This is a genomic window from Candidatus Amarolinea dominans (genome assembly GCF_016704685.1).
GTDB lineage: Bacteria > Chloroflexota > Anaerolineae > SSC4 > Amarolineaceae > Amarolinea > Amarolinea dominans.
In genome coordinates this window covers 190,644-211,751 of record NZ_JADIZS010000002.1, presented here as the reverse complement: position 1 = coordinate 211,751, position 21,108 = coordinate 190,644, and the positions used below count along the sequence as shown (strand labels likewise).

The 21,108-nt window shown below is 63.9% G+C and carries 19 protein-coding genes and 1 riboswitch; of the genes, 14 read left to right on the top strand and 5 right to left on the bottom strand.

Translation table 11 applies throughout. The features are described 5' to 3' along the window. Positions 1-16: 16 nt before the first annotated feature. The 9 genes from IPF85_RS02510 to IPF85_RS02470 all read left to right on the top strand — a co-directional run bounded on the left by IPF85_RS02510 (position 17) and on the right by IPF85_RS02470 (position 11,850). Entirely contained in the window at positions 17-523 is a 507-nt protein-coding gene (locus tag IPF85_RS02510; protein WP_343406488.1) for a chemotaxis protein CheW, read from the top strand. Between the two features lie 158 nt (positions 524-681). Beyond that, complete coding sequence (locus IPF85_RS02505) at positions 682-2,745, top strand: methyl-accepting chemotaxis protein (RefSeq protein WP_343406487.1); 2,064 nt, start codon at positions 682-684, stop codon at positions 2,743-2,745. Positions 2,746-2,773: 28 nt separating this feature from the next. Continuing rightward, entirely contained in the window at positions 2,774-3,733 is a 960-nt protein-coding gene (locus tag IPF85_RS02500) for a HEAT repeat domain-containing protein (RefSeq protein WP_343406486.1), read from the top strand. 26 nt (positions 3,734-3,759) lie between these two features. Next, complete coding sequence (locus tag IPF85_RS02495; protein ID WP_343406485.1) at positions 3,760-5,502, top strand: HEAT repeat domain-containing protein; 1,743 nt, start codon at positions 3,760-3,762, stop codon at positions 5,500-5,502. A 9-nt stretch (positions 5,503-5,511) separates the two neighbouring features. Next, entirely contained in the window at positions 5,512-6,345 is an 834-nt protein-coding gene (locus IPF85_RS02490; protein WP_343406484.1) for a protein-glutamate O-methyltransferase CheR, read from the top strand. A 46-nt stretch (positions 6,346-6,391) separates the two neighbouring features. Continuing rightward, a complete protein-coding gene (locus IPF85_RS02485) occupies positions 6,392-7,441 on the top strand; it encodes a chemotaxis response regulator protein-glutamate methylesterase (RefSeq protein WP_343406483.1) in 1,050 nt (349 codons plus the stop codon). Between the two features lie 19 nt (positions 7,442-7,460). Continuing rightward, a complete protein-coding gene (locus IPF85_RS02480; RefSeq protein WP_343406482.1) occupies positions 7,461-7,829 on the top strand; it encodes a response regulator in 369 nt (122 codons plus the stop codon). Further along, the gene (locus IPF85_RS02475; RefSeq protein WP_343406481.1) at positions 7,826-8,428 is read left to right on the top strand and encodes a chemotaxis protein CheC; all 603 of its coding nucleotides are present in this window, start codon (positions 7,826-7,828) and stop codon (positions 8,426-8,428) included. Before IPF85_RS02480 ends, IPF85_RS02475 begins: the two co-directional genes overlap by 4 nt. A 29-nt stretch (positions 8,429-8,457) precedes the next feature. Next, entirely contained in the window at positions 8,458-11,850 is a 3,393-nt protein-coding gene (locus tag IPF85_RS02470; RefSeq protein WP_343406480.1) for a PAS domain S-box protein, read from the top strand. A 7-nt stretch (positions 11,851-11,857) separates the two neighbouring features. Here IPF85_RS02470 and IPF85_RS02465 read toward each other — a convergent pair whose 3' ends face one another. The 5 genes from IPF85_RS02465 to IPF85_RS02445 all read right to left on the bottom strand — a co-directional run bounded on the left by IPF85_RS02465 (position 11,858) and on the right by IPF85_RS02445 (position 16,609). Further along, a complete protein-coding gene (locus tag IPF85_RS02465; protein WP_343406479.1) occupies positions 11,858-12,727 on the bottom strand; it encodes an aspartate kinase in 870 nt (289 codons plus the stop codon). Beyond that, a complete protein-coding gene (locus IPF85_RS02460; protein ID WP_343406478.1) occupies positions 12,609-13,286 on the bottom strand; it encodes a hypothetical protein in 678 nt (225 codons plus the stop codon). The genes IPF85_RS02465 and IPF85_RS02460 overlap by 119 nt, the downstream gene beginning before the upstream one ends. 7 nt (positions 13,287-13,293) lie before the next feature. After that, positions 13,294-13,980: a methionine biosynthesis protein MetW gene (gene metW, locus IPF85_RS02455; protein ID WP_343406477.1), complete on the bottom strand. Its 687-nt coding sequence runs from the start codon at positions 13,978-13,980 to the stop codon at positions 13,294-13,296. A 40-nt stretch (positions 13,981-14,020) separates the two neighbouring features. Further along, the gene (locus tag IPF85_RS02450) at positions 14,021-15,190 is read right to left on the bottom strand and encodes a homoserine O-acetyltransferase (RefSeq protein WP_343406476.1); all 1,170 of its coding nucleotides are present in this window, start codon (positions 15,188-15,190) and stop codon (positions 14,021-14,023) included. A 126-nt stretch (positions 15,191-15,316) separates the two neighbouring features. Continuing rightward, positions 15,317-16,609 carry an O-acetylhomoserine aminocarboxypropyltransferase/cysteine synthase gene (locus IPF85_RS02445; RefSeq protein WP_343406475.1) on the bottom strand — a complete coding sequence of 431 codons (1,293 nt, stop codon included), beginning with the start codon at positions 16,607-16,609 and terminating at the stop codon, positions 15,317-15,319. Between the two features lie 259 nt (positions 16,610-16,868). Next, positions 16,869-17,043, bottom strand: a riboswitch (SAM riboswitch). A gap of 171 nt (positions 17,044-17,214) precedes the next feature. On the opposite strand from IPF85_RS02445, the gene IPF85_RS02440 reads away from it, so the two are divergent. From IPF85_RS02440 to IPF85_RS02420, 5 genes are all read left to right on the top strand, one after another. Next, the gene (locus IPF85_RS02440) at positions 17,215-17,979 is read left to right on the top strand and encodes a ubiquinone/menaquinone biosynthesis methyltransferase (RefSeq protein WP_343406474.1); all 765 of its coding nucleotides are present in this window, start codon (positions 17,215-17,217) and stop codon (positions 17,977-17,979) included. After that, positions 17,976-18,590, top strand: coding sequence for a UbiX family flavin prenyltransferase (locus tag IPF85_RS02435; protein WP_343406473.1), 615 nt, complete (start codon positions 17,976-17,978; stop codon positions 18,588-18,590). Before IPF85_RS02440 ends, IPF85_RS02435 begins: the two co-directional genes overlap by 4 nt. Before the next feature lie 37 nt (positions 18,591-18,627). Continuing rightward, positions 18,628-19,128 (top strand): pyridoxamine 5'-phosphate oxidase family protein, encoded by a 501-nt coding sequence (locus IPF85_RS02430; protein WP_343406472.1) that lies wholly within the window; start codon positions 18,628-18,630, stop codon positions 19,126-19,128. Between the two features lie 44 nt (positions 19,129-19,172). Beyond that, on the top strand, positions 19,173-19,940 hold the full coding sequence (locus IPF85_RS02425; RefSeq protein WP_343406471.1) for a class I SAM-dependent methyltransferase: 768 nt from the start codon (positions 19,173-19,175) through the stop codon (positions 19,938-19,940). A gap of 322 nt (positions 19,941-20,262) precedes the next feature. Continuing rightward, a complete protein-coding gene (locus tag IPF85_RS02420; RefSeq protein ID WP_343406583.1) occupies positions 20,263-20,973 on the top strand; it encodes an ABC transporter permease in 711 nt (236 codons plus the stop codon). The last annotated feature ends 135 nt before the right edge of the window (positions 20,974-21,108 follow it).

The following is a 21,108-nucleotide window of genomic DNA, read 5'->3' as shown; positions in this document are numbered from 1 at the left end:
AAAAAGGAGAGGATGAATGTCAGAAAGACGCGCCGATCTCGATAAACAGCAGCAGACGAAGCAGGAGACAGAACCCTACATCCTGTTCGAGCTGCTTGGCACCACCTACGGCCTGCGCAGCCGCTCCGTCAAACAGATGGAGATGGTTGAACACATCACCCCGGTGCCCAATGCGCGCCCGTTCGTGGATGGAGTCGTCTTTTCACGCGGTCAGGTGATTCCGGCGCTGAATTTGCGCCGGCGTTTTGGCTTCGACAAGGCGCCGTATGACCTGCGCACGCGCTTGATCGTGGTCACCTCGGCCGGGCGCACGGCCGGGCTGATTGTGGACACCGCGCGTGAATTCGTCAGCATTGCCGCTGAGACCATTCAGCCGCCGCCAGACGCCATCGCCGGCCTGAGCGGTCGTTATCTGCAAGGCATTGCCACCCTCGAGGAACGCCTGGTGCTCATCTTGAACGTGGAAGCGATTCTGAATGACGCCGACTTGGGCGCCGATGCCGCGGCGCCCATGAGCGCCTGAGGGTACTGCTCAGGTATCCGGCGCCGACCGGCAGCCGCCGAATGAATTCGGGGCGCAAGGGCGTGCCGCCGCCATGTCGGCCTGCGCCGACCGGCATGCGTCCGCGAATGCAGCCGCCAGCGCAGGCGAAACCATTGAAGGGACAGGAGTGTAATATTATGTTCGGACTAGGTCAGTCAAGCAATGAGACAAAACTGGAGATGGAGCGGGTACGCGATCAGGTCACGCAGATCATCACGGTAGCCGACGAGATCACGCGCACCACCGACCAGGTGCAAGAGGGGAGTGAAGCGCAGATGCGCTCGTTGGACAGCCTGGCCAGCAATGTCAACGAGATGGCCGCCTCGCTCAAGGAGACAGCCGGCCAGGCTGAATCGGTGGCGACATCAACCGAAGAGCTGGCCTCCTCGGTCAATGAAATGGCGGCTTCGGTGGAGCAGGTGACGAGCAATGCGGTGAGCCTGACCAGCGCGATTGCCCAGAACGCAACCGCCATCAAGGAAGTCAGCGCCTCGATTCAGGATGTAGCCTCCACGGCCCAGGAGATGGCGACCTCGACTGAGCAGACCACCACCTCGATGGTGCAAATGGCCGCTTCGGTCAAGGCGGTCAGCGGTGACACCCAGGTGCTGGTGTCGTCGGTCAATGAGACGGCTGCGTCCATCGAGGAAATGGCGCGCTCGGCGCAGGGAGTCACGGGCAATGCCAACGATGTGGCGGTGGCGGCTGAAGAAACCTCGGCCGCGATCAACGAGATGGCCGCTTCGATCGAGGAAGTGACGGCCACCACCGAATCGTTGGTCGCCTCGGTTGAAGAAACGGGAACCTCCATCGAACAGATGGGTCGTTCCATCACCAGCGTGGCCCAGAACGCCGAAAAGATCAACGAGATGGCGAACGCCTCGGCCATTGGCGCCACCCAGCTCGATCGCAGCATCCGCTCGGTGGCCGCGCTGGCCAAGCAGGCCGATGAGATTACGCGCCGCGTGTCGCGTGACGCGGAGGATGGCGGCGCGACGATCAACCGCTCGATTCAAGGCATTGGCCGGGTACGCGAATCGCTGACCGCGTCGGCCAGTGTCGTGCGCGAGATGGGCAAGCGTGCCAACGAGATTAGCAGCATTGTGGACACCATCAATCTGATTGCCGAGCGCACGAACCTGCTTTCGTTGAACGCCTCCATCGAAGCCGCGCGCGCGGGTGAAGCCGGTCGCGGCTTTGCGGTGGTGGCGGAGGAGATTCGTAACCTGGCCGATCGTTCGGCGCGGGCCACGGCGGATATTGCCGGCATCATCAAAGCCCTGCAAGAAGTGGCGCAGGAGGCTGTGATCTCATCGAACGACGGCCTGCGCATTGCCGAAGACAGCAGCCGTCAGGCCGAAGATGGGATGGCCGGTCTGCAGAAGATCTTGCGGGGTGTCAACGAAGCCACGCAGGTGGTGAGCCAGATTGCCCGCGCCACGGATGAGCAGTTGGTCGCAGGACAGAATGTGGTCACCTCCGTCAGCACGACGCTGGCGCAGGTCAAACAGGTGACGGTGGCCACGGCCGAACAGGCCAAGTCCGCGCAAAGCATTGTGCAGGCCACAACCCATGTGCGTCGTATCTCACAACAGGTGATGCAGGCCATGAACGAACAGGCGCGCGCCGCGCGTGACATCATCAAGGCCTCACAAAACACGACCGGCCTGGCCAACCAGATGCGCAAGGCCAGCACCGAGCAACTCCGTGCGGCCGCTGACATCACACAGGCCGTCGAGGTGATGCGTAAGGGCGCCAACCGCACCGAACGTGCCGTGGCCGAACAAGTGACGGTCGGTGATCAGATCAGCAAGGAGGCCGAACGCCTGGCGCGCATGGTGGCCGGTGTGACCAAAGCGATGGGTGAGCAGGCCACCGCCGCCAGTCAGATCTCGACCACGGTGGATAATCTTCGCCGGCAGGCTGAACAGGTCTCCAAGGCCATGGCTGAGCAAACCCGTGCGCTCAAAGAGATGACAATTGCCTCACACAACGTCAGCAAGCAAATCGCGCAGATCACGCGGGCCAACCGCGAACATTCGGTCAACGCCACCACCACGCTTTCCAGCCTGGCCGATGTGCGCCGGATCACGGAACGTAACACACAGGGCGTCAGGGACACCCGGCGCGGCGTCGGCAGCCTGCAGGACCGTGCCAAAGCGCTGGGCGACATCACCAATCGCCTGACGCAGCGCCGCTAGAGAGCTCGAGATAGGAAGAGAGCATCACATGGCAGCATTCGATGATAGGGTAGGTATTTTTACAACTGATACTCATTTGGTCATCCGCACGTGGGACGACTGGCTGGCACACGTTACCGGCGTGAGTCAGCGCGCTGCCCTGGGTCAGCCGTTGGAGACCCTGTTCCCCGAAATTGCGACACGCGGCTTGGTGAGCCGTTTCGAACGCGTGCTCAGCGCAGGCGTCGCCGAGATTTTGGCGCCGGCGTTTCATCATTACCTGATCCGCTGCCCTGTCCAGGAGCCGTCTGCGCATTTCGACGCCATGCAGCAGCATGTCACCCTGGCGCCCATCCGGGACGGCAGCGACATGGCCGGCGTACTGGTGACGATTCGCGATGTGACGGCGCGCATGGATCGCGAGCGTGACCTGGCCGAGCAATTGCACAGCCCGGACGAAAATCAGCGTCTGGACGCGGCCGAGCGCCTCACCGCGGACACAGACCTGGATACGGCAGAACCGCTGGTCGGCGCACTGAGCGATCAGAGTTGGCGCGTGCGCCGGGTCGCGGTGGATGGCCTGGCGCGCCGCGGCAGCGCCGACGCCGTGAGCGCGCTACTGCGCGCCCTGCACGACGAGCACGAGAACGCCAGCCTGCTGAACAGCGCGCTGCAAGTTCTGGCCATGAGCGATCTCGACGTCATTACCCCACTGGTGGATTTTCTCGATGACCCCGACCCCCATCTGCGCACCTACGCGGCGCAGGCGCTGGGCGAACAACGGACGCCGGCCGCGATCCCCGCCCTGGTTCATACCCTGCAGTACGACGCCGACACCAACGTGCGCTTCCATGCCATCGAAGCGCTGGGCAAATGCAAGGCGAGCGAGGCAGTTGATCTGCTTCTCACCATTGCCGAGCAGGACGATTTCTTCCTGGCTTTTGCCGCGCTCGACGCCCTGGCGCTGATTGCCGATCCACAGATCGCCGCGCCCTGGCGCCGCTCCTGACCAACAGCCTCTTACGCGCAGCGGTCGTGGACGCGTTGGGGCAATTGGGCGATCATACCACCGTGGCCCCACTGTGCGATCTGCTCAACCTGGCCCAGGCGCCGGCCAGCGTCGTCGCCTCAGCGCTGGCCCGCCTCTACGACCGCTACCAGGCAACATACCAGGAGGGCGCTTTCATTGCCGACCTGGCGCGCCAGCACGTCACCGCCGGCGGAGAACAGGCCCTGCTGGCCGAGATTGCGCAGGCCGGCCAGGGGGATCTGCGCAGCCTGGCGCTGGTCCTGGGCTGGCTGGAAGGCCCCGCAGTGGACCGCACCTTGACCGGCCTGCTGGCCCAGCCATCGGTGCGTCGCGAGGTGGTCGAAGCCCTCGTGCGCCACGGCAAGGTTGCCACGCTGCACCTCATCGAGCAGCTCGCCCGGGGCGACATGGAGACCCGGCAAACGACGATCATCGCGTTGGGGCGTATTGGAGACAGCCTGGCCGTGCCAGTCCTGATCGAACAACTATCGGCCGCGCCCGACCTGATCGTGGTGACAGCCGGCGCCCTGGCCAAGATCGGCGACCGGCGGGCGTTTCACGCGCTCTTGCCGCTGCTGGGTCACGGGGATACGGCCGTGCGCCAGGCCATTGCCTCGTCCCTCAACTCGTTGGGACATCCTGACATGCCAACCTATATCGAACGTTACCTGGCCGATCCCAACCCGCTCCTGCGTGAATCAGCCGTGCGCATTGCCGGCTACTTTGGCTATGCCAACTGCATCGAGGCGCTTTTTGCCTGCTGCCGCGATGAGGATGAATCGGTGCGCCGCGTCGCCATCGAACACCTGCCTTACCTGGATGATCCGCGCGTGGTTGCCGTGTTGGGCGCCGCCCTGATGCAGGAGACGCCCAGGGTGCGGGCGGCCGCGGCTCGCGCCTTCGGCCAGCTCGACGAGATCAAGTCGTTGACCTATCTCGTCCCCGCCCTGGCCGATGCCGACCCCTGGGTGCGCTACTTCAGCGCGCGCTCCCTCGGTCGTCATGCTTATCCGGAGGCGCTGCCCGCGCTGCAAGTCCTGGCGCAGGCCGATCCCGCGCCCCAGGTGCGCCTGGCCGCGCTGGAAGCGCTGGGCCGTGTGGGCGGCGTGCGCGCGGTGGCGATCCTGGCGCCGCTGGCTGAGGCCGAGGATGCCGACGTGGCGCGTGCGGCCATTCAGGCCCTGGGCAGCATCGGACATCCCGATGCCATGCCACCGTTACTGGCCGCCCTGCATGCCGCTGATCCCGAACACCGCGTCGAGGCCGTGCAGGCCATCGGCGGTCGTGGAGGCCTGGATGCCGTCGGGGTTTTGGAATGGGCGGCCGCCACCGATACTGACGACAGAGTCGTGCGCAGCGCCATCGAAGCGCTGACCCGCCTGGCGACGCCCGAAGCCACCGCTTCGCTCATCTCACTCCTGGCCGATGTCAGCCGTCGTGAGCTGTGTATCAGCGCCCTGGCGCAGTTGGGCGCTGAACAGATCGCGGCCGTTGGCCGTGGGCTGAGCCATCACCATCCCGGCGTGCGCAGCGCCGTGGTGGCCGCCCTGGCGCGCATGAAACATCCCCGCGCCTCCGAGGCGCTGGCGCGTGCGCTGGAGGATGCGGATGCCGGCGTGCGGTTTGCCGCGGTCACGGCCCTGGGACACTTGGGTAACTTGCCGGCAGGGCGTCAGGTGGCCTACATGGCGCGCACGGACCCCGATATCAACGTACGACGGGCCGCGCTGGCCGCGTTGGCCTACTAGCGGGTACCTATGCGATTCTATGCTGAAACCCTGGGATTGGCCGAAAACACCTTTATCTTACTACGTGACCTCATTCATGAGCGCACGGGGCTTTTCTTCGGGTCTGACAGGCGCGAGCTATTGGCCGACAAGCTGTCGCCGCGCGTGGTGGATTGCGGCTTTGAATCATTCATTGATTACTACTATTTGCTCAAGTATGATACGGCGCGCGCGGGCGAGTGGCGGCGTCTCATGAACGCATTGGCGGTGCCGGAGACCTATTTCTGGCGCGAGGCCGATCATATCAATGCCCTGGTGAATGTGGTTGTGCCCGCCCTGGCGCAGCAGGGGCGGCCGCTGCGCATTTGGAGCGCAGCCTGCGCCAGCGGCGAGGAGCCGCTGACCCTGGCCCTGGCCCTGACCGAAGCCGGCTGGATGGAGCGTCTGCCGATCGAGATTCGCGCCAGTGACGCCAGCGAGGCGCTGCTGGACAAGGCGCGGGCGGGGGTCTTTCGCGAACGTTCATTTCGGGCGCTGCCGCCGGTGCTGCAGGCCAAATACTTCGAACCGAACGGCAGCGGTTGGTGTGTGGCGCCGCAGATCCTGCGTGCGGTGTCGTGGCAAACAGCCAACCTGACGGTGGAAGCTGATGTGGCCGCGCTGGCAACGGCTGATATCATCTTTTGTCGTAACGTTTTTATCTATTTCTCGGACGCGGCAATCGCCAAAGTGGTCAACACGTTCTATCGGCTCATGCCGTCGCCGGGCTATCTCTTCGTCGGCACTTCGGAGTCGTTGTTGCGCCTGGGCACTCGCTTCGAATTGGAGGACATCGGCAACACATTTGTCTATGTCAAGCGCTAAGGCGCAGATGACCTGGGAAAGCTCAGAACAGGGAGGAACAGACAACATGGATCGAGTGATACGCGTGCTGGTCGTAGACGACTCGGCCTACGTCCGCAAGGTGGTGAAGCAGATGCTGGCCCGCAGCCCCTTCATCGAGGTGGTGGGAACGGCGCACGACGGCGCAGAAGCCCTGGAGTTGACGGCACAACTGCAGCCTGATGTGGTGACGCTGGACCTCATCATGCCGGTGATGGATGGCATCACCTACCTGCGCACGCAAATGGCACGCCGGCCCGTGCCGGTGCTCGTGGTCAGCATTGCCAGCGAGAGCGGCGAAGCCGCCCTGACCGCGCTCGATGCCGGCGCGGTTGATTTCTTGCAGAAGCCAACGGCCCTGGCCACCGATCGCATCTACGAGATTGCCGATGAACTGATCGAGAAGGTCAAGGCGGTCGCCGCAGTCAACCTGGTGCAAAAACGTCCGGTCGCCAGCGTTGCTGCCACGGCGCCCATTTCGTCGCCCACGCCGCGCGTGCGCCGCAACCAGGCCGATGTGGTGGTCCTGGGCATCTCCACCGGCGGGCCGTACGCGCTGAAGGTGCTCATTCCGCAATTCCCGGCCGATTTCCCTGTCCCCATTGCGATGGTCATGCACATGCCGGTCGGCTACACCGAGATGTACGCACGCAAATTGGATGAAACGACCGCGCTGCATGTGCGCGAAGCCCAGGAGGGCGATTTGCTCGTGCCTGGCACGGCCCTGTTGGCGCCGGCCGGCCGCCATCTCCACCTGCAGCGCGGCCAGGACGGGCAGGTTTTCGCACATCTCGATGCGCGCCCCTTCGACACCCCGCACCGGCCGGCCGTTGATGTGCTCTTTCAGTCTGCGGCCGCGGTCTTCGGCAGCCGCACCCTGGGCGTGGTGATGACCGGCATGGGCGCCGATGGCCGTCAGGGCGCGGCCTGGATCAAGGCCCAGGGTGGTATCATACTGACCGAAGCCGAAGAGAGCTGTGTAGTTTATGGGATGCCACGCTCGGTGGTCGAAGCCGGCCTCAGCGATCGCAGCGTTCCTCTGGAAATGATGGCTCAAACCATCCTGGACATGGTCTGAGCCAATGAGGCAAATCACAATGGCGCGTATCTTGATTGTTGACGATTCGAATCTTTCACGACGCATTCTGCGTTCGATCCTCGAGCCGGCCGGTCACGAGATCATCGAAGCCGGCGATGGCATGACTGCGCTCGAATGCCACTTCCTGCAAAAACCGGACCTGACGATTCTCGATCTCAATATGCGAGAGATGGCTGGCATGGAAGTGCTGACGCAATTGCGCCGGCTCGACCCCCGCGCGCGCGTCCTGATCGGCTCGGCCGACATCCAGGACTCCACGCAAGGCATGGCGTTGGCTGCGGGCGCCGTCGGTTTCGTGGGCAAGCCCTTTACCCAGGCTGCCGTGCTGAACGCAGTGGATGCTGCACTTTCTGGAGGTGATGTATGAATCTCACGGCGCAACAAGAGGATGCCCTGGTTGAACTGATCAACATTGGCTTTGGTCGAGCCGCGGCTGCTCTGTCTGAACTAACCGGACAGCGCGTTCTACTGGACGTGCCCCACGTGACAATCACCCCGCTCGATCAACTGCGTCAGGCCCTCGATGGCTTTGTCAGCGGCGACATTGCCACGGTTCATCAGATCTTCGGCGGTCAGGTGGCCGGAGACGCCATGCTGGTGCTCAGCTACGAAGGCGCGGTGACATTGGTCAGCCTGCTGATGGACGATCGGCCGCAGACGCACCGGCTCGACGCCTCGGACCGGGAGGCGCTCACCGAGGTGGGCAACATCATTCTCAACACCTGCTTGAGCACCTTCGGCAACATGCTGCAGTCGCACATCTCGTTTGCTGTGCCGCGGCTGCATCTCGATTCGCTCAACACGCTGCTCAACTCCTTGTTGATCGGCGCGGACGAGCTGCGCTACACCCTCATCATCTTCACCAACTTCCGTCTGCGTGACAGCGCGGTCAGCGGTTACCTGGTCATCATTCTGGGGGTGGCTTCGCTCGATCGTCTGATCGAAGCAGTGGAGGGGCTGGGTTGAGTGTGGAAGAATGGGGGCATGAAGCAAACATGACCATTGATTATCAAACATTAGGCTTGAACTGGCTGAACAACGTCGGCGAGCTGGGCGTGATGATCACCGATGAAGCGTTGATCATTCGCAGTTGGAACCCCTGGCTGCAGACCCACAGCGGCCGCTCGGTCGCGTCGGTGGTGGGACGGCACCTTTTCGATGTCTTCCCGGACTTGCTCAGCCGCCGTCTCGATCAGGCCTACGCGCGAGCGCTGGCCGGCGAGGTTGTTGTCCTCTCACAGCGCTTTCATCACTATCTGCTGCCCATGGCCGCCGGTCCGCACGAGGACCACTTCGCCATGATGCAGCAGAGCGCACGCATCGCACCGTTGTATCACGGGGGCCACAGCGTCGGCGCCATTACCGTGATCGAAGATGTGACCGAGCGCGTGGCTAACGACCAGATTTTGCTCGAATCAGAGGCGCGTTACCGCACCCTCAGCGAGCAATCGCTGGCCGGGGTTTTCCTGGTGCAGGACGGCCTCTTCCGCTACATCAACCCAGCCCTGGCCCAAATGCTTGGCTATCAGCCGATCAGCGTCATCGCCCGCCTCGGCCCGCTGGACCTGGTGGCGCCGGCTTCCCGCGCCCAGGCCGAAGACACCCTGGGACGCCTGCTCAGCGGCGCCGAGGGGAGCATCCGCACCGAGGTGCAGATGCTGCGCAAGGATGGGCATACGATTGACCTGGAGATTTTGGGCAACGCCATCCTGATGGGCGGCGAGCGCGTCATCCTGGGCATGGCGATGGACATCACGCAGCGCAAACGCGCCGAGACTTTCCAGGCTCTCCAATTTGCGGTGACGCGCGTGCTGGCCGAAGCCGAGTCGAGCGAGGCGGCCGTTCTGCGCCTGCTGCGCAGGGTTTGTCGCGACCTGGCCTGGGACCTGGGCGAGGTTTGGTGGGTTGACGAGGCCAGCCAGCACCTGCGCTGGGGCGCGGTCTGGCATGTGGCCGAGCCGCTGCCGCAGGCTTTTGTGGAAGCAAGCCGCGGCATGACCCTGGCGCGCGGGGTGGGATTGGCCGGCACGGTATGGGAGCAGGAGAACACCGCCTGGTGGTCCCCCCTGCCGCAGCCGCCCATCCTGCAGCGCGGTCAACTGGCGCAGGAATGGGGCTTGCAGGCCGGCCTGGGCGTCCCCGTGACCGATGATCGCGAGACGATCGGCGTGCTGATCTTTTTGACGCGCGAGACGCGCCCGGCGCAGCCCGATCTGATCGCGCTGCTGAGCGACATCGGCGGCCAGATCGGCCAGTTCGTGGCGCGGCAGCGGGCCGAAGAGGCGCTGCGCCGCCGCGATGCCATCCTGGAAGCGGTGCGATTTGCCGCCGCGCAGTTCTTGCAGGCGCCGGATTGGCGTGACAGCATCGAAGCGGTGGTGGCGCGGCTGGGTCAGGCCATGCAGGTCAGTCGTGTCAGCCTGTTCGCCAATCGCACGACGGACCGCGGCGACCTGCTGCTCAGCCAGGAGATGTCCTGGACAGCACCGACTCTTGAGACGGGCGCGTTGGCCGTGCCAGAGTCCTATGCCGCGCGTGGCCTGGCGCGCTGGCCCGCGATCCTGGGTCAGGGCCAGGTCATTCACACCCACGTACACCAGTTGCCCGCCCCCGAACGGGACGCCTTTGCCTGCTGCGGGGTCCGTTCGCTGCTGGCGGCCCCGATCTTCGCCGGTCAGCAGTGGTGGGGTTTCATTCAGTTCGAGGAGGTTGGGCAACCGCGCACCTGGACCGAGGTTGAAATTGGCGCGCTGCGCGCCGCCACCGACGCGCTCGGTGCGGCCATTGCCCGTCAGCGGGTCGAGGATCTGCTGCGCCAGCGTGAGGCTCGTCTGCGGCAGATCACCGACAACATGCTCGACATGGTCAGCCAGATCAACCTGGACGGCGTCCTTGAATATGTCAGCCCGTCGCACTACCCGGTGTTGGGCTACCGGCCTGAAGCGCTGCTAGGGCGCTCAGCCTATGAGTTGATCCATCCAGACGACGTGAAGTTGGCCCTGTCCGCGGCGCAGACAGGGCTGCAGACCGGCATTCCCAGCCACATCGAGTACCGCTATCGGCACGCCGAGGGTCACTATGTCTGGCTGGAATCGGTGGGGAATCTCCTCTACGGCGAAAACGGAGAGCCGATGGGCGCGGTCATGGCTTCGCACGATGTGACAGAGCGGCGGCGCAGCGAGGATGCCATGCGTCAGGCGCAAAAGCTGGAGAGCCTGGGCGTGGTTGCCGGCGGCGTCGCCCATGACTTCAACAACCTGCTCGCCGGCATGATGATGCAGATCACGGTGGCCCAGGCCAAGCTGCAGCCCGACAGCCCGGCGCTTACCCACCTGCAAAAAGTGCTGACGTCCGCGCAGCGCGCCGCCGACCTGACGCGCCAACTGCTGGCCTATGCCGGCAAGGGCCAGTTCCAGGTGCAGGACGTTGATCTCAACCGGTTGATCAGCGACAACATTGACCTGCTGCAGGCCACCACGCCGCACCATGTCACGATGACCCAGCACCTGGCGCCTGATCTGCCGTCCATCGTGGGCGACCTGGGACAGGTGCAGCAGGTTGTGATGAACCTGGTCATGAATGCCGCGGAGGCCACCGAGAACGGCCAGGGCCAGGTGACGCTGACGACCGGCGTGCAGACCGTGACCGAGGAACATCTGCCCGACTTCCTGCCCACCGCACGCCCGTTGCCGGGTCATTACGTCACCGTCGCGGTGACCGATAACGGCGTTGGGATGGACGCGGAGACTCTCTCGCGCATCTTCGACCCCTTCTTCACCACCAAGTTCACCGGCCGCGGACTGGGGCTTTCGGCCACCCTGGGCATCACGCGCGCGATGCATGGCGGATTGCAGGTGCAGAGCACGCCGGGCGTGGGCACGACTTTCCGAGTCTTTTTTCCCGCGGTCTTTCCCGCGGTCTTTACACCGGCCTCCGCCGAGGACCTGCCTGCGCCTGTGCCTGTGCTGCCCGCCGCGTCGGTGCAAACGCAGCCGCGCTCGACCATCCTGGTCATTGATGACGAAATGCCGGTGCGCGAAGCCCTGACCGACATTTTCGAGGACATGGGCTGGCCGGTGTTGACGGCCGCCAACGGGAGCGAAGGTCTGGAGGTCTTCCATGACCACCGCGCCCACATTGGCGTCGTGCTGCTCGACCTGCTGATGCCGGTGATGGGCGGCGAGGAAACGCTGACGGCCCTGCGCCAGCTCGATCCGGCCCTGCGCATCCTTGTGGTCTCTGCCTATGATGAAACAGAAGTGCTGCGCCGCTTTGCCAAAGACCCCGCGCTGCGCCCCACCGCCGTTCTGCAGAAGCCCTACGACCTGTCTCTGTTGATTGACCTCATTCAGCATCACATCGCTGCGAGTAACGAGTCGCCGTCATAGCCCTGGCTTACAGGTTTTCACCCAACTTATCCAGGGCAAAGGCCGCGTGGATGCGACGCACAGCCGTGTCGGCATCACCGACCAGCACGACCAGCGAGATGTTGACCTCCGATGACCCCTGCGCAATGGCGATCACGTTGACGTGCGCCTCGCCCAGGGCGCCAAATACCCGCGCCGCGATGCCCGGTGTGCCGGCCATCTCCGCGCCCACCACCGCCACGATGACGATGTCATCGCGGCCGGTCACCGCATCCACCCAGTGCTGTGCCAACTCCCGCGCCAGGTCATGGCGCAGGTCATCGAGCACGGTCGGCGCATCACTCTGCGGCACGACGAACGTAATGCTCTGCTCCGACGACGACTGCGAGATCATCAGGACGTTGGCGCCCGCACGCGCCACCGCGGCAAAGGTGCGCGCCGCGATGCCAGGCACGCCCATCATGCCCTTGCCGGCCACGTTGACCAGGGTCAGGTTCTTGATGGCAGTAATGGCTTTAACCGCGCCGAGTTTGCGCCCGGTCTCTGTCAGTTCCTTGACGATACAGGTGCCGGGGTGCTCCGGGTTGAAGGTGTTGAGCACGCGCAGGCGAATTCCGCGTTCGATGGCCGGCAGAATCGTCTTGGGGTGCAGCACTTTGGCGCCAAAGTACGAGAGCTCGGCCGCCTCGCTGTAGGAGAGTTCCGGCAGAGTCCGCGCTTCCGGCACGATGCGCGGATCGGCCGTGAGCACGCCGTTGACATCGGTCCAGATTTGCACTTCATCGGCGTCGAGCACCGCGCCGAAGATGGCGGCCGAATAGTCCGAGCCGCCGCGGCCCAGGGTAGTTGGAATCCCCTGCGCGGTGGCGCCGATGAACCCGGTGAGGACCGGCACCACGCCCCCTTTCCAGCAGCGGCCGCAGGCGCTCCTGGCAGTGCATGCGTGTCTCGGCCAGCAAGGGGCTGGCGGCGCCGAAGCTGTTGTCGGTCACCAGCACCTCGGTCGCATCAATGGCCTCGGCATGGACGCCCTGGCTGCGCAGCACGGCCGCCAGCAGCGGCGCGGCCAGGCGCTCGCCCAGGCCGGAAACCACATCCAGCCCGCGGTTGGTCAGTTCGCCCAGCACCGCAATGCTGCGACACAGGCGTTCGAAGCTGCGCAGGCGCTCATCGAACAGACGCCCCAGCGCCGCCCGCTCCACACCATCGGCCACCAGTTGGCCGGCCACCACCTGGTGTTTGACCAGCAGCGCAACCCGCGCCTCGCGATAGCCTTCCTCCTGCCCGCCCGCCGCCGCCTGCGCCGCGGCAATCAACGTGTTCGTCACCCCGCTCATGGCCGAGGTCACAACGACAACCTGCGGATCCCGCGTCCGCGCCTGCGCCACAATGTGAGCCACCTGGCTAAACGCATCGGCGCTCCCCACGGACGTACCGCCGAATTTCAACACTAACATAATTTCTTTACTCCCATCGCGTCAGTTCGAACACCGCCACAGTCGCCAGCAGGTTGCTCGCCCAGGTGATTGGCCGCGCATGTTTCCCGGCCAGGAAGCGCACATTGAGCACGCGAATACGCTGACTGGCGCAGAACTCCGTGAAATCGCGGATCGTCAGGGCGCGGGCGCGCGGCGAGGCGTGCCAGGGCTGCAGATCAGTGGGCGCCGCGGGCATGCGCCCGGTCAGCAGCAGGCTGAGGCGACTGCGCCAATGGCCCCAGTTGGCAAAACTGACCAGGCTGCGCTCGCCCACACGCACGATTTCGGCCAACGTGTGGGCCGGATCATCCACGAAGGGGATCGTCTGGCTCAACACGACATAATCAAAGGCGTGATCTGGATAATCAGGCAGGCTGGTCTCCAGATTGCCCTGGCGCACGCTCAGCCCGCGGCGCACGCAGGTCAGCATACCGCTTTCGGACAGCTCCAGCCCGCGGCCGATGACCTGGCGCTCGGCCTTGAGAAAGGCGAGCAGATCGCCATTGCCGCAGCCAATGTCGAACACGCGACTGCCGGGCGCAATCAAATCGGCGATCACGCGCAGGTCGGGCCGCAGACGAGGCTGCGTCTGCGCGCGGTCCGTGGTCTGACCGGGGTTTTGGGCATAGCGCCCTGCGTGCAAGGTTTCCACAGAGGGTAGCTGGACAGTCATGGTCATGATCCCCTTTCGGTGTGCATTCCGGCGCCTGCAATCAGTGCTGTTCCTGCTCGACGCGGCGCAGGAAATCGCGCAGCAGTTGCGTCATGGTATCCACTTCGAGCAAGAAGGCGTCATGTCCCCAGGTTGATTCGAGGTCGCACGAGGTGACATCGGCGCCGACCTGCGTGAGGGCCTTGACGATCTCCTGCGCTTGATACGAGGGATAGAGCCAGTCCGACTTGAACGAGACGACGAGGAAACAGACATCCCTGGCCTCGCTAAAGGCCTCGGCCAGGGTGCGATTGACACCGGCGCCGTTGTCTGTCAGATCGAAATAGTCCATCGCCTTCGTCACATACAGATAGGTGTTGGCGTCGAAGCGGCGGGTGAACGCGTCGCCGTTGTGCGCCAGGTAGCTCTCCACCGCGAATTCCGTCGCGAAGTCGAAGCCGTAGTGCTGGCGTGATTGCAGGCGGCGACCGAACTTCTGCTGCATGGATTGGTCGCTCAGATAGGTGATGTGGCCGATCATACGGGCCAGGGACAGGCCCGCATCGGGTCGCGGGCCGTCGTAGTAGTTGCCCTGACACCAGGCCGGGTCGCGATAGATCGCCTGGCGTCCGACTTCGCTCAGGGCGATGGTCTGCGGCGACAGGCGCGCGGTGGTTGCCAGGGGAAGGCAGGCGCGCAGGCGCTCCGGGTAGCTGGCCGCCCATTGCAGCGCCTGCATGCCGCCCATGGAACCGCCAACCACCGCCAGCAGCCGCTCGATGCCGAGGTGATCGAGCAGATGACGCTGGGCTTCCACCATGTCCCTGATGGTGATGACCGGGAATTGCAGGCCGTAGGGGCGTCCGCTGGCCGGGTTGATGGAGGCCGGCCCGGTGGAACCCATGCAGCCGCCGAGCACATTGGAACAAATCACGAACAGGCGGTCGGTGTCGAAGGCCTTGCCTGGCCCGATGCAGTCGTCCCACCAGCCGACGCGGCCATCCGCCGTGTCCAGGCAACCGGCCGCATGCGCGTCGCCGCTCAGGGCATGCAGCACCAGGATGGCGTTCGTGCGCGCGGCGTTGAGCGTGCCATACGTCTCATAGGCCAGGGTAATTGGCCCTAGCTCCACCCCGCTCTCCAACCGCATGGGGTGCGGCGGTTGCGCGAAGGTAACGAATTGAGCATGCACGATGCCCGCTGTGCCGACCGCGATAGTTTCTGGTTCCATTCTCGCACCATTTCGGTGAACCGATAGCCGTAGGTCACGCCTCCGGCGTGACAACGCCGTCCGCCGCAGAGCTTGCTTCCCTCATCCAACGTCGTCCGGCCAGGAGGCCGGACCTACAAAATCCAATCAAGCCGCGGCCAGGGCCTGCTCCAGGTCCCACAGCAGGTCGTCGAGGTCCTCGATGCCCACGCTCAGGCGCACGAAGTCAGGCGTGACGCCGGCCGCGAGCTGTTCCGCGTCGCTGAGCTGTTGGTGGGTGGTGGTGGCCGGATGAATGGCCAGCGACTTGGCGTCACCGACGTTGGCCAGGTGCGAGAAGAGTTTCAGGCTGTTGATGAAGCGCCGGCCGGACGCAAGCCCGCCCTGGATGCCAAAGCCGAGGATGGCGCCCGGGCCTTTGGGCAGATAGCGCTTGGCACGCTCATACGACGGATGGCCGGGCAGACCGGGATAGTTGACCCAACTGACCTTGGGGTGGTCGCGCAGGTATTCGGCCACGGCCTGAGCATTGGCGACATGGCGTTCCAGGCGCAAGCTCAGCGTCTCCAGCCCCTGCACGAAGAGCCAGGCGTTGAACGGCGCCTGGCAGGCCCCCATGTCGCGCAGCACTTGCAGGCGTGCCTTGAAAATGAAGGCGGCCGGGGCCAGGCTGTTGAAGATCAGGCCGTGATAGCTTGGGTCCGGTTCGGTGAAGTTGCGGAAGCGCCCGCTGGCGCCCCAGTCGAAACGGCCGCTGTCCACCAGGACGCCGCCGATGCTGGTGCCATGGCCCCCGATGAACTTGGTGGTTGAGTGGACGACAATATCGGCGCCCCAATCGAACGGTCGGCACAGATAGGGGGTGGCGAAGGTGCTGTCAATGACCAGAGGCACGCCCACCTCGTGCGCGATGGCGGCCACTTCCTCGAAGGGGAAGACATCAATCTGCGGATTGCCCAGGGTTTCGCCGTAGAAGAGCTTGGTGTTGGGGCGCACCGCGCGGCGGAAATTCTCCGGGTCGGCCGCGTTCACAAACGTAAACTCGATGCCCAGCTTGCGCAGGCTGTACGCGAACAGGGAATAGGTGCCGCCGTACAAGGTGCTGCTGGAGACGACATGATCGCCGGCTTCGCAGAGGGTCAGGATGGCAGCCGTCTCTGCGGCCTGGCCGGAGGCGAAAGCCAGGGCGCCCACGCCCCCCTCCAGGTCGGCCATACGGCGCTCGAAGACATCGGTGGTGGGGTTCATGATGCGGGTGTAGATATTGCCCATTTCTTCCAGGGCAAAGAGACGTGCGGCATGGTCCGCGTCGCGGAATTGGTACGACGTCGTTTGGTAAATGGGCAGGGCGCGGGCGCCTGTGGTCGGGTCGGGCGTCAGCCCGGCGTGCAGTTGACGGGTGGTGAAACCCAGGGTGCGGCTGTCGGTAGCGCTTGACATGGTTCTGATCTCCTGTGCATGTTGATAGACGTAACTCGGACAGGTCCTCCCCGGTGGCTGCGCGGGCCACGGTGCGGACCGACTGCACTGATGCGGTTGCGAGCGCCGCTGCTCGCGGGTACCCCGTCAGCTTGGGGTAACAAAAACCGTCTCGGAATGTGGTCAAGAGGGCAGGCATCGTTGCACGACTGAGCGACTGGAAACAAAAAATCCCTCCTCGAAGTGAGGAGGGATGACAACGCATCGCGTCAGTCACTGCCTCTCATCTTCCAGATTGCCTCTGCCGGATTTGGCACCATAACCTGTTGGCAGCGAGCAAGTTGTGCGATGACTTCGCCGCCGTTGGCGATGCGTCGCATGACTTGTGTCTGGCCACCAGTAGTCTGGTTGCCGAGGCTTCATAGGGCCGGTCCCTCAGCCTCTCTGGATAAGAGCATCAGCGCTATTCAATTGTTATGATGCTTATAGCATATATTCAGCGGCCTGTCAATTTTACCAAAGCGGCAAAGGCAGCAGATAGCAAACTTGATCGAAGGTGTTCATTCTGGTATCATCACACTCATCAAGTCTTCGCGCCAGTCATCATTTGGAATATTGAGATTGTCATGACGAAACCCATCGAAGTAACAAGACCCTCGGATATTCTGCCCGATCAGGTACGAAAATCGGCCTATGTCAATCAGATGTTTGCCGCGATTGCTGGGCGCTACGATGTGATGAACCGGGTGATGACCGGCGGTCAGGATCAGCGCTGGCGGCGCCTGATCGTCAAGGAATGTCGCTTGCCCAGCGGCGGGCATCTGTTGGATGTGGCTACCGGTACGGGCGACATTGGCTTCGAGGCGATGCGCCTGCGGCCGGATGTGCATGTCACCGGGGTGGATTTTACCCACGAGATGATGCTCGTGGGCCAGCGCAAGGCCGACCGCGAAGGATTGCTCGATGTGCATGGTTCGCGCCTGCGCTTTGCCGACGCGGACACGCTCAGCTTACCCTTTCCTGACGCCACCTTCGATGCGGTCTGCTCCGGATTCCTGATGCGCAACGTCAGCGACATCGCACGCGCGTTTGCGGAACAGCGCCGCGTGGTCAAGCCGGGCGGACGCGTGGTCTGCCTGGAAATCACGCGACCCCAAACGCCGCTCTGGCGCGACCTGTTCGGCGTCTATTTCTTCCGCCTGGTGCCGTTGATCGGCAGCCTGCTCAGCGGCGAGCGGCAGGCCTACACCTACCTGCCGCATTCGACCCTGGCTTTTCCCCTGCCACAGGCGCTCAAGGGCATCATGGAAGGGGTGGGCTTGCGCCGCGTGCGCTACAAGGTGATGATGCTCGGCACGGTCGCGCTGCATGTGGGCGAGGTATCAGCATGAAACGGATCATTGTGGGTCTCAGCGGCGCCAGCGGGCAAATCTACGGCATTCGCCTGTTGGAGGTTTTGCGCGCGGCGCCTGACATCGAAACACACCTGGTGATCAGCCCATCCGCACGCATGACCATTGCGCAAGAAACCGATTGGGACCCCGCGGCGGTCGAAGCGCTGGCCGACGTGGTCTATCGGCCTGGCGATGTGGGCGCGGCCATCGCCAGCGGCTCGTTCAGCACGGCAGGGATGATCATCGCCCCGTGCAGTATCAAGACGTTGTCCGCGATCGCCAACTCCTACGACGCCGACCTGTTGACACGCGCGGCCGATGTGCAGCTCAAAGAGGGGCGGCCGGTGATCCTGGTGGTGCGCGAGACGCCGCTGCACCTGGGGCATCTACGCTTGCAGGTGCAGGCTGCTGAGATCGGCTGTGTGATCTTCCCGCCCGTGCCGGCGTTCTACGGCCGGCCCCAAACCGTTGATGACATCGTCAACGGCACGGTGGGCCGCATCCTGGCTCGCATGGGGCTGGAGAATGAACTGTACCACCGCTGGCAAGGGATGCGCGCCGCGGCGCAAGAGGGCCGGCGCCGGCCCCACACCCCCCAGACTACATGACACCGGCCGCACTGCGGCGGCCGGGTAGGAGAGGCTCATGACTACGTCATTCGAGGAACAAGTTGACGACTTTCTGCAGGCTCACACCACCCTGACCCTGGCCACCTGGACGCCGCAAGGCCCCCAGGCCGCGCCGCTGTTTTATGCACACGCCTGGGTAACAGACTCCGCCGGGGAGACGATGCTCTGCTTCTATTTCATCTCCAACCCTACTTCCAACCACTGCCAGGCGTTCGAGACGCAGCCGACCATTGCCGCGGCCATCTATCAGGATGGGCAGGAATGGCGTCAGATTCGCGGGCTGCAACTGGAAGGCCGCGCCCGCCGGGCAACACCAGGCGCAGACGCTCAGCAGGCCACGATGGTCTATTTTGCCAAATTCCCCTTCGTGGCGGCGGCGCAGACGGGCGCGCCGGATGGGCCGTTGGAGCTGGCCGGCCCGTTGGCCGAGAGCGCCTTCTACGTCATCGAGGCCGATTGGCTGCGCCTGATTGACAACACGCTTGGTTTCGGGCATCGCGAGGAACAGGTGTACTAGCGTCCCCGGCAGCGCATGAACCCGGCGGGAAAGGATCAGTCAGCATGGAACATGCGACAGCGACAGCGACAGCGCCATACGACCGGGCGGCCGACCGCGGCGTGCCCTCGCTGGTTTGGCGCTTTGGGCAGGACCGGCGCCTGGACATGATTCGGCAGTGGGCCGGGCTGGAAGGCGCCGTGGTGCTGGTGGACGGCTGCGGCATTGGCGCCTATGTGCAAAAGATGCAAGCGGTGGCCGCCCAGGTGATCGGGCTTGACATCGAGTGGGAGCGCATTCACGAGGGTGTGCAGCAGGCCAGGCAGGCGCCGAAGCACGGACTTCTACACGTCGGCGCGTGCGAGGCGTTGCCCTATCGCGACCGCACCTTCGACGTGGTGCTTTCGCACGAGGTGCTGGAGCATGTGCAGGACGATCGCCTGGCCGCGGCCGAGATGATACGTGTGCTCAAGCCGGGCGGCCGGGCCGTCATTTTTGCGCCCAACCGCCTCTACCCCTTCGAAACCCACGGCCACTATTGGCGCGGCCGCTACCATTTTGGCAACACCCCACTCATCAACTATTTGCCCGACCCGCTGCGCAATCGCCTGGCTCCGCACGTGCGCGCGTACACCGCGACTGGTCTGCGCCGCCTGTTCGACGGCCTGCCGCTGCGCGTCGTTACCCACGGCCAGGTCTACCCCGGCTATGACAACCTCAGCGCACGCCGCCCGCGCCTGGGGCGCGTGCTGCGCACCGTCACCTATGCGCTGGAACGGTCGCCCCTGCGCTATTTTGGCCTGTCGCACCTGCTGGTGATCGAACGCTGTTGAACCGGACGCTTGGCCAGCAGTTCCAAATGTAGCCTGGTTTTTTACCACAGAGATCACAAAGAACGCAGAGAAGTTGCCGATTTGCGCCTGATCTGCCGTTTCTTTGTGTTCACCAACCCCCGCATGTGCTTTTTGTGGTTGAATGTGTGCTACATTTGGAACTGCTGACGCTTGGCCGACCGAATTGACGCAGATGCAATCCTTGCTATAATTCATGGCACCCACTGTTTGTGACCTCCCCGCTCTCTGTCTATGATTCAGATCTGTTCGTTGTCAGTGATCGTCTGCATCCCAAGAATAGTTTGGAATGGCCTGAAAATGGCTGGAAATCATTGGAAAATGGAGGAATCGAGATGGATTACGCCAAGCTGCTCGAAGACTCAATCAGCACGTGTCGGGCCTGGGCTTGACCCTGTTGACTTCGGGCCTGGCGCTCTTCATCTTTCGCGTGCTCTTCAAGGGCAGCGCCAACCCGCCCGCCATGACGCCATTTCAGCAGCCGCACTTGCCGGCCCTCGGCCCCGTGGCGCCTATCTTCGAGCAGTATTGGCTGACCTATGTTGCTTTCCTGCTGACGCCGCTGGCCACCTGGGTCTTGTACCGCACAACCTTCGGCCTGTGGGTGCGCGCCGTGGGCGAAAATCCCGAAGCGGCCGATTCTGTGGGCATTGATGTGCGGCGTGTGCGCTACGCCGCGCTGGCGCTCAGCGGCGCGTTGATGGGGGCAGGCGGCGCGTTCCTTTCGCTGGCCCAACTGGGCACCGCCACCTTCGGCATCGTGGCTGGCCGCGGTTGGGTAGCCATTGCCATTGTCATTTTCGGCAACTGGGAGCCAGGCCGCGTCATGCTGGGCGCGCTGCTCTTCGGTGGTGTGGAGGCCCTGCAACTGCGGCTGCGCGCCATCGGCGTCAACGTGCCCTATCAGTTCTTGCTCTCGCTGCCCTACCTGGTTACGATTGCCGCGTTGGCTCTGGCCGGCCGCAACGCCTCATACCCCGCCGCCTTGCTCAAGCCGTACCGGCGCGAGGGGTAACGACTTGCGCCCGCAACACGAGAACGATGATACGTATCATACCTGCCGCCAGAGCTATCGAGTAGAATACCTGCGTATTGGCTGACCAGCCAGGGGCCGGTTGCCAAAGTGGACGACAACTTGACGTGGATTCTT

Bases quoted from the DNA above. Each gene is read 5' to 3' on its own strand.
- IPF85_RS02510 (WP_343406488.1), top strand. From the start codon at position 17: ATGTCAGAAAGACGCGCCGATCTCGATAAACAGCAGCAGACGAAGCAG.
- IPF85_RS02505 (WP_343406487.1), top strand. From the start codon at position 682: ATGTTCGGACTAGGTCAGTCAAGCAATGAGACAAAACTGGAGATGGAG.
- IPF85_RS02500 (WP_343406486.1), top strand. From the start codon at position 2,774: ATGGCAGCATTCGATGATAGGGTAGGTATTTTTACAACTGATACTCAT.
- IPF85_RS02490 (WP_343406484.1), top strand. From the start codon at position 5,512: ATGCGATTCTATGCTGAAACCCTGGGATTGGCCGAAAACACCTTTATC.
- IPF85_RS02485 (WP_343406483.1), top strand. From the start codon at position 6,392: ATGGATCGAGTGATACGCGTGCTGGTCGTAGACGACTCGGCCTACGTC.
- IPF85_RS02480 (WP_343406482.1), top strand. From the start codon at position 7,461: ATGGCGCGTATCTTGATTGTTGACGATTCGAATCTTTCACGACGCATT.
- IPF85_RS02475 (WP_343406481.1), top strand. From the start codon at position 7,826: ATGAATCTCACGGCGCAACAAGAGGATGCCCTGGTTGAACTGATCAAC.
- IPF85_RS02470 (WP_343406480.1), top strand. From the start codon at position 8,458: ATGACCATTGATTATCAAACATTAGGCTTGAACTGGCTGAACAACGTC.
- IPF85_RS02460 (WP_343406478.1), bottom strand. From the start codon at position 13,286: ATGTTAGTGTTGAAATTCGGCGGTACGTCCGTGGGGAGCGCCGATGCG.
- metW (WP_343406477.1), bottom strand. From the start codon at position 13,980: ATGACTGTCCAGCTACCCTCTGTGGAAACCTTGCACGCAGGGCGCTAT.
- IPF85_RS02450 (WP_343406476.1), bottom strand. From the start codon at position 15,190: ATGGAACCAGAAACTATCGCGGTCGGCACAGCGGGCATCGTGCATGCT.
- IPF85_RS02445 (WP_343406475.1), bottom strand. From the start codon at position 16,609: ATGTCAAGCGCTACCGACAGCCGCACCCTGGGTTTCACCACCCGTCAA.
- IPF85_RS02440 (WP_343406474.1), top strand. From the start codon at position 17,215: ATGACGAAACCCATCGAAGTAACAAGACCCTCGGATATTCTGCCCGAT.
- IPF85_RS02435 (WP_343406473.1), top strand. From the start codon at position 17,976: ATGAAACGGATCATTGTGGGTCTCAGCGGCGCCAGCGGGCAAATCTAC.
- IPF85_RS02430 (WP_343406472.1), top strand. From the start codon at position 18,628: ATGACTACGTCATTCGAGGAACAAGTTGACGACTTTCTGCAGGCTCAC.
- IPF85_RS02425 (WP_343406471.1), top strand. From the start codon at position 19,173: ATGGAACATGCGACAGCGACAGCGACAGCGCCATACGACCGGGCGGCC.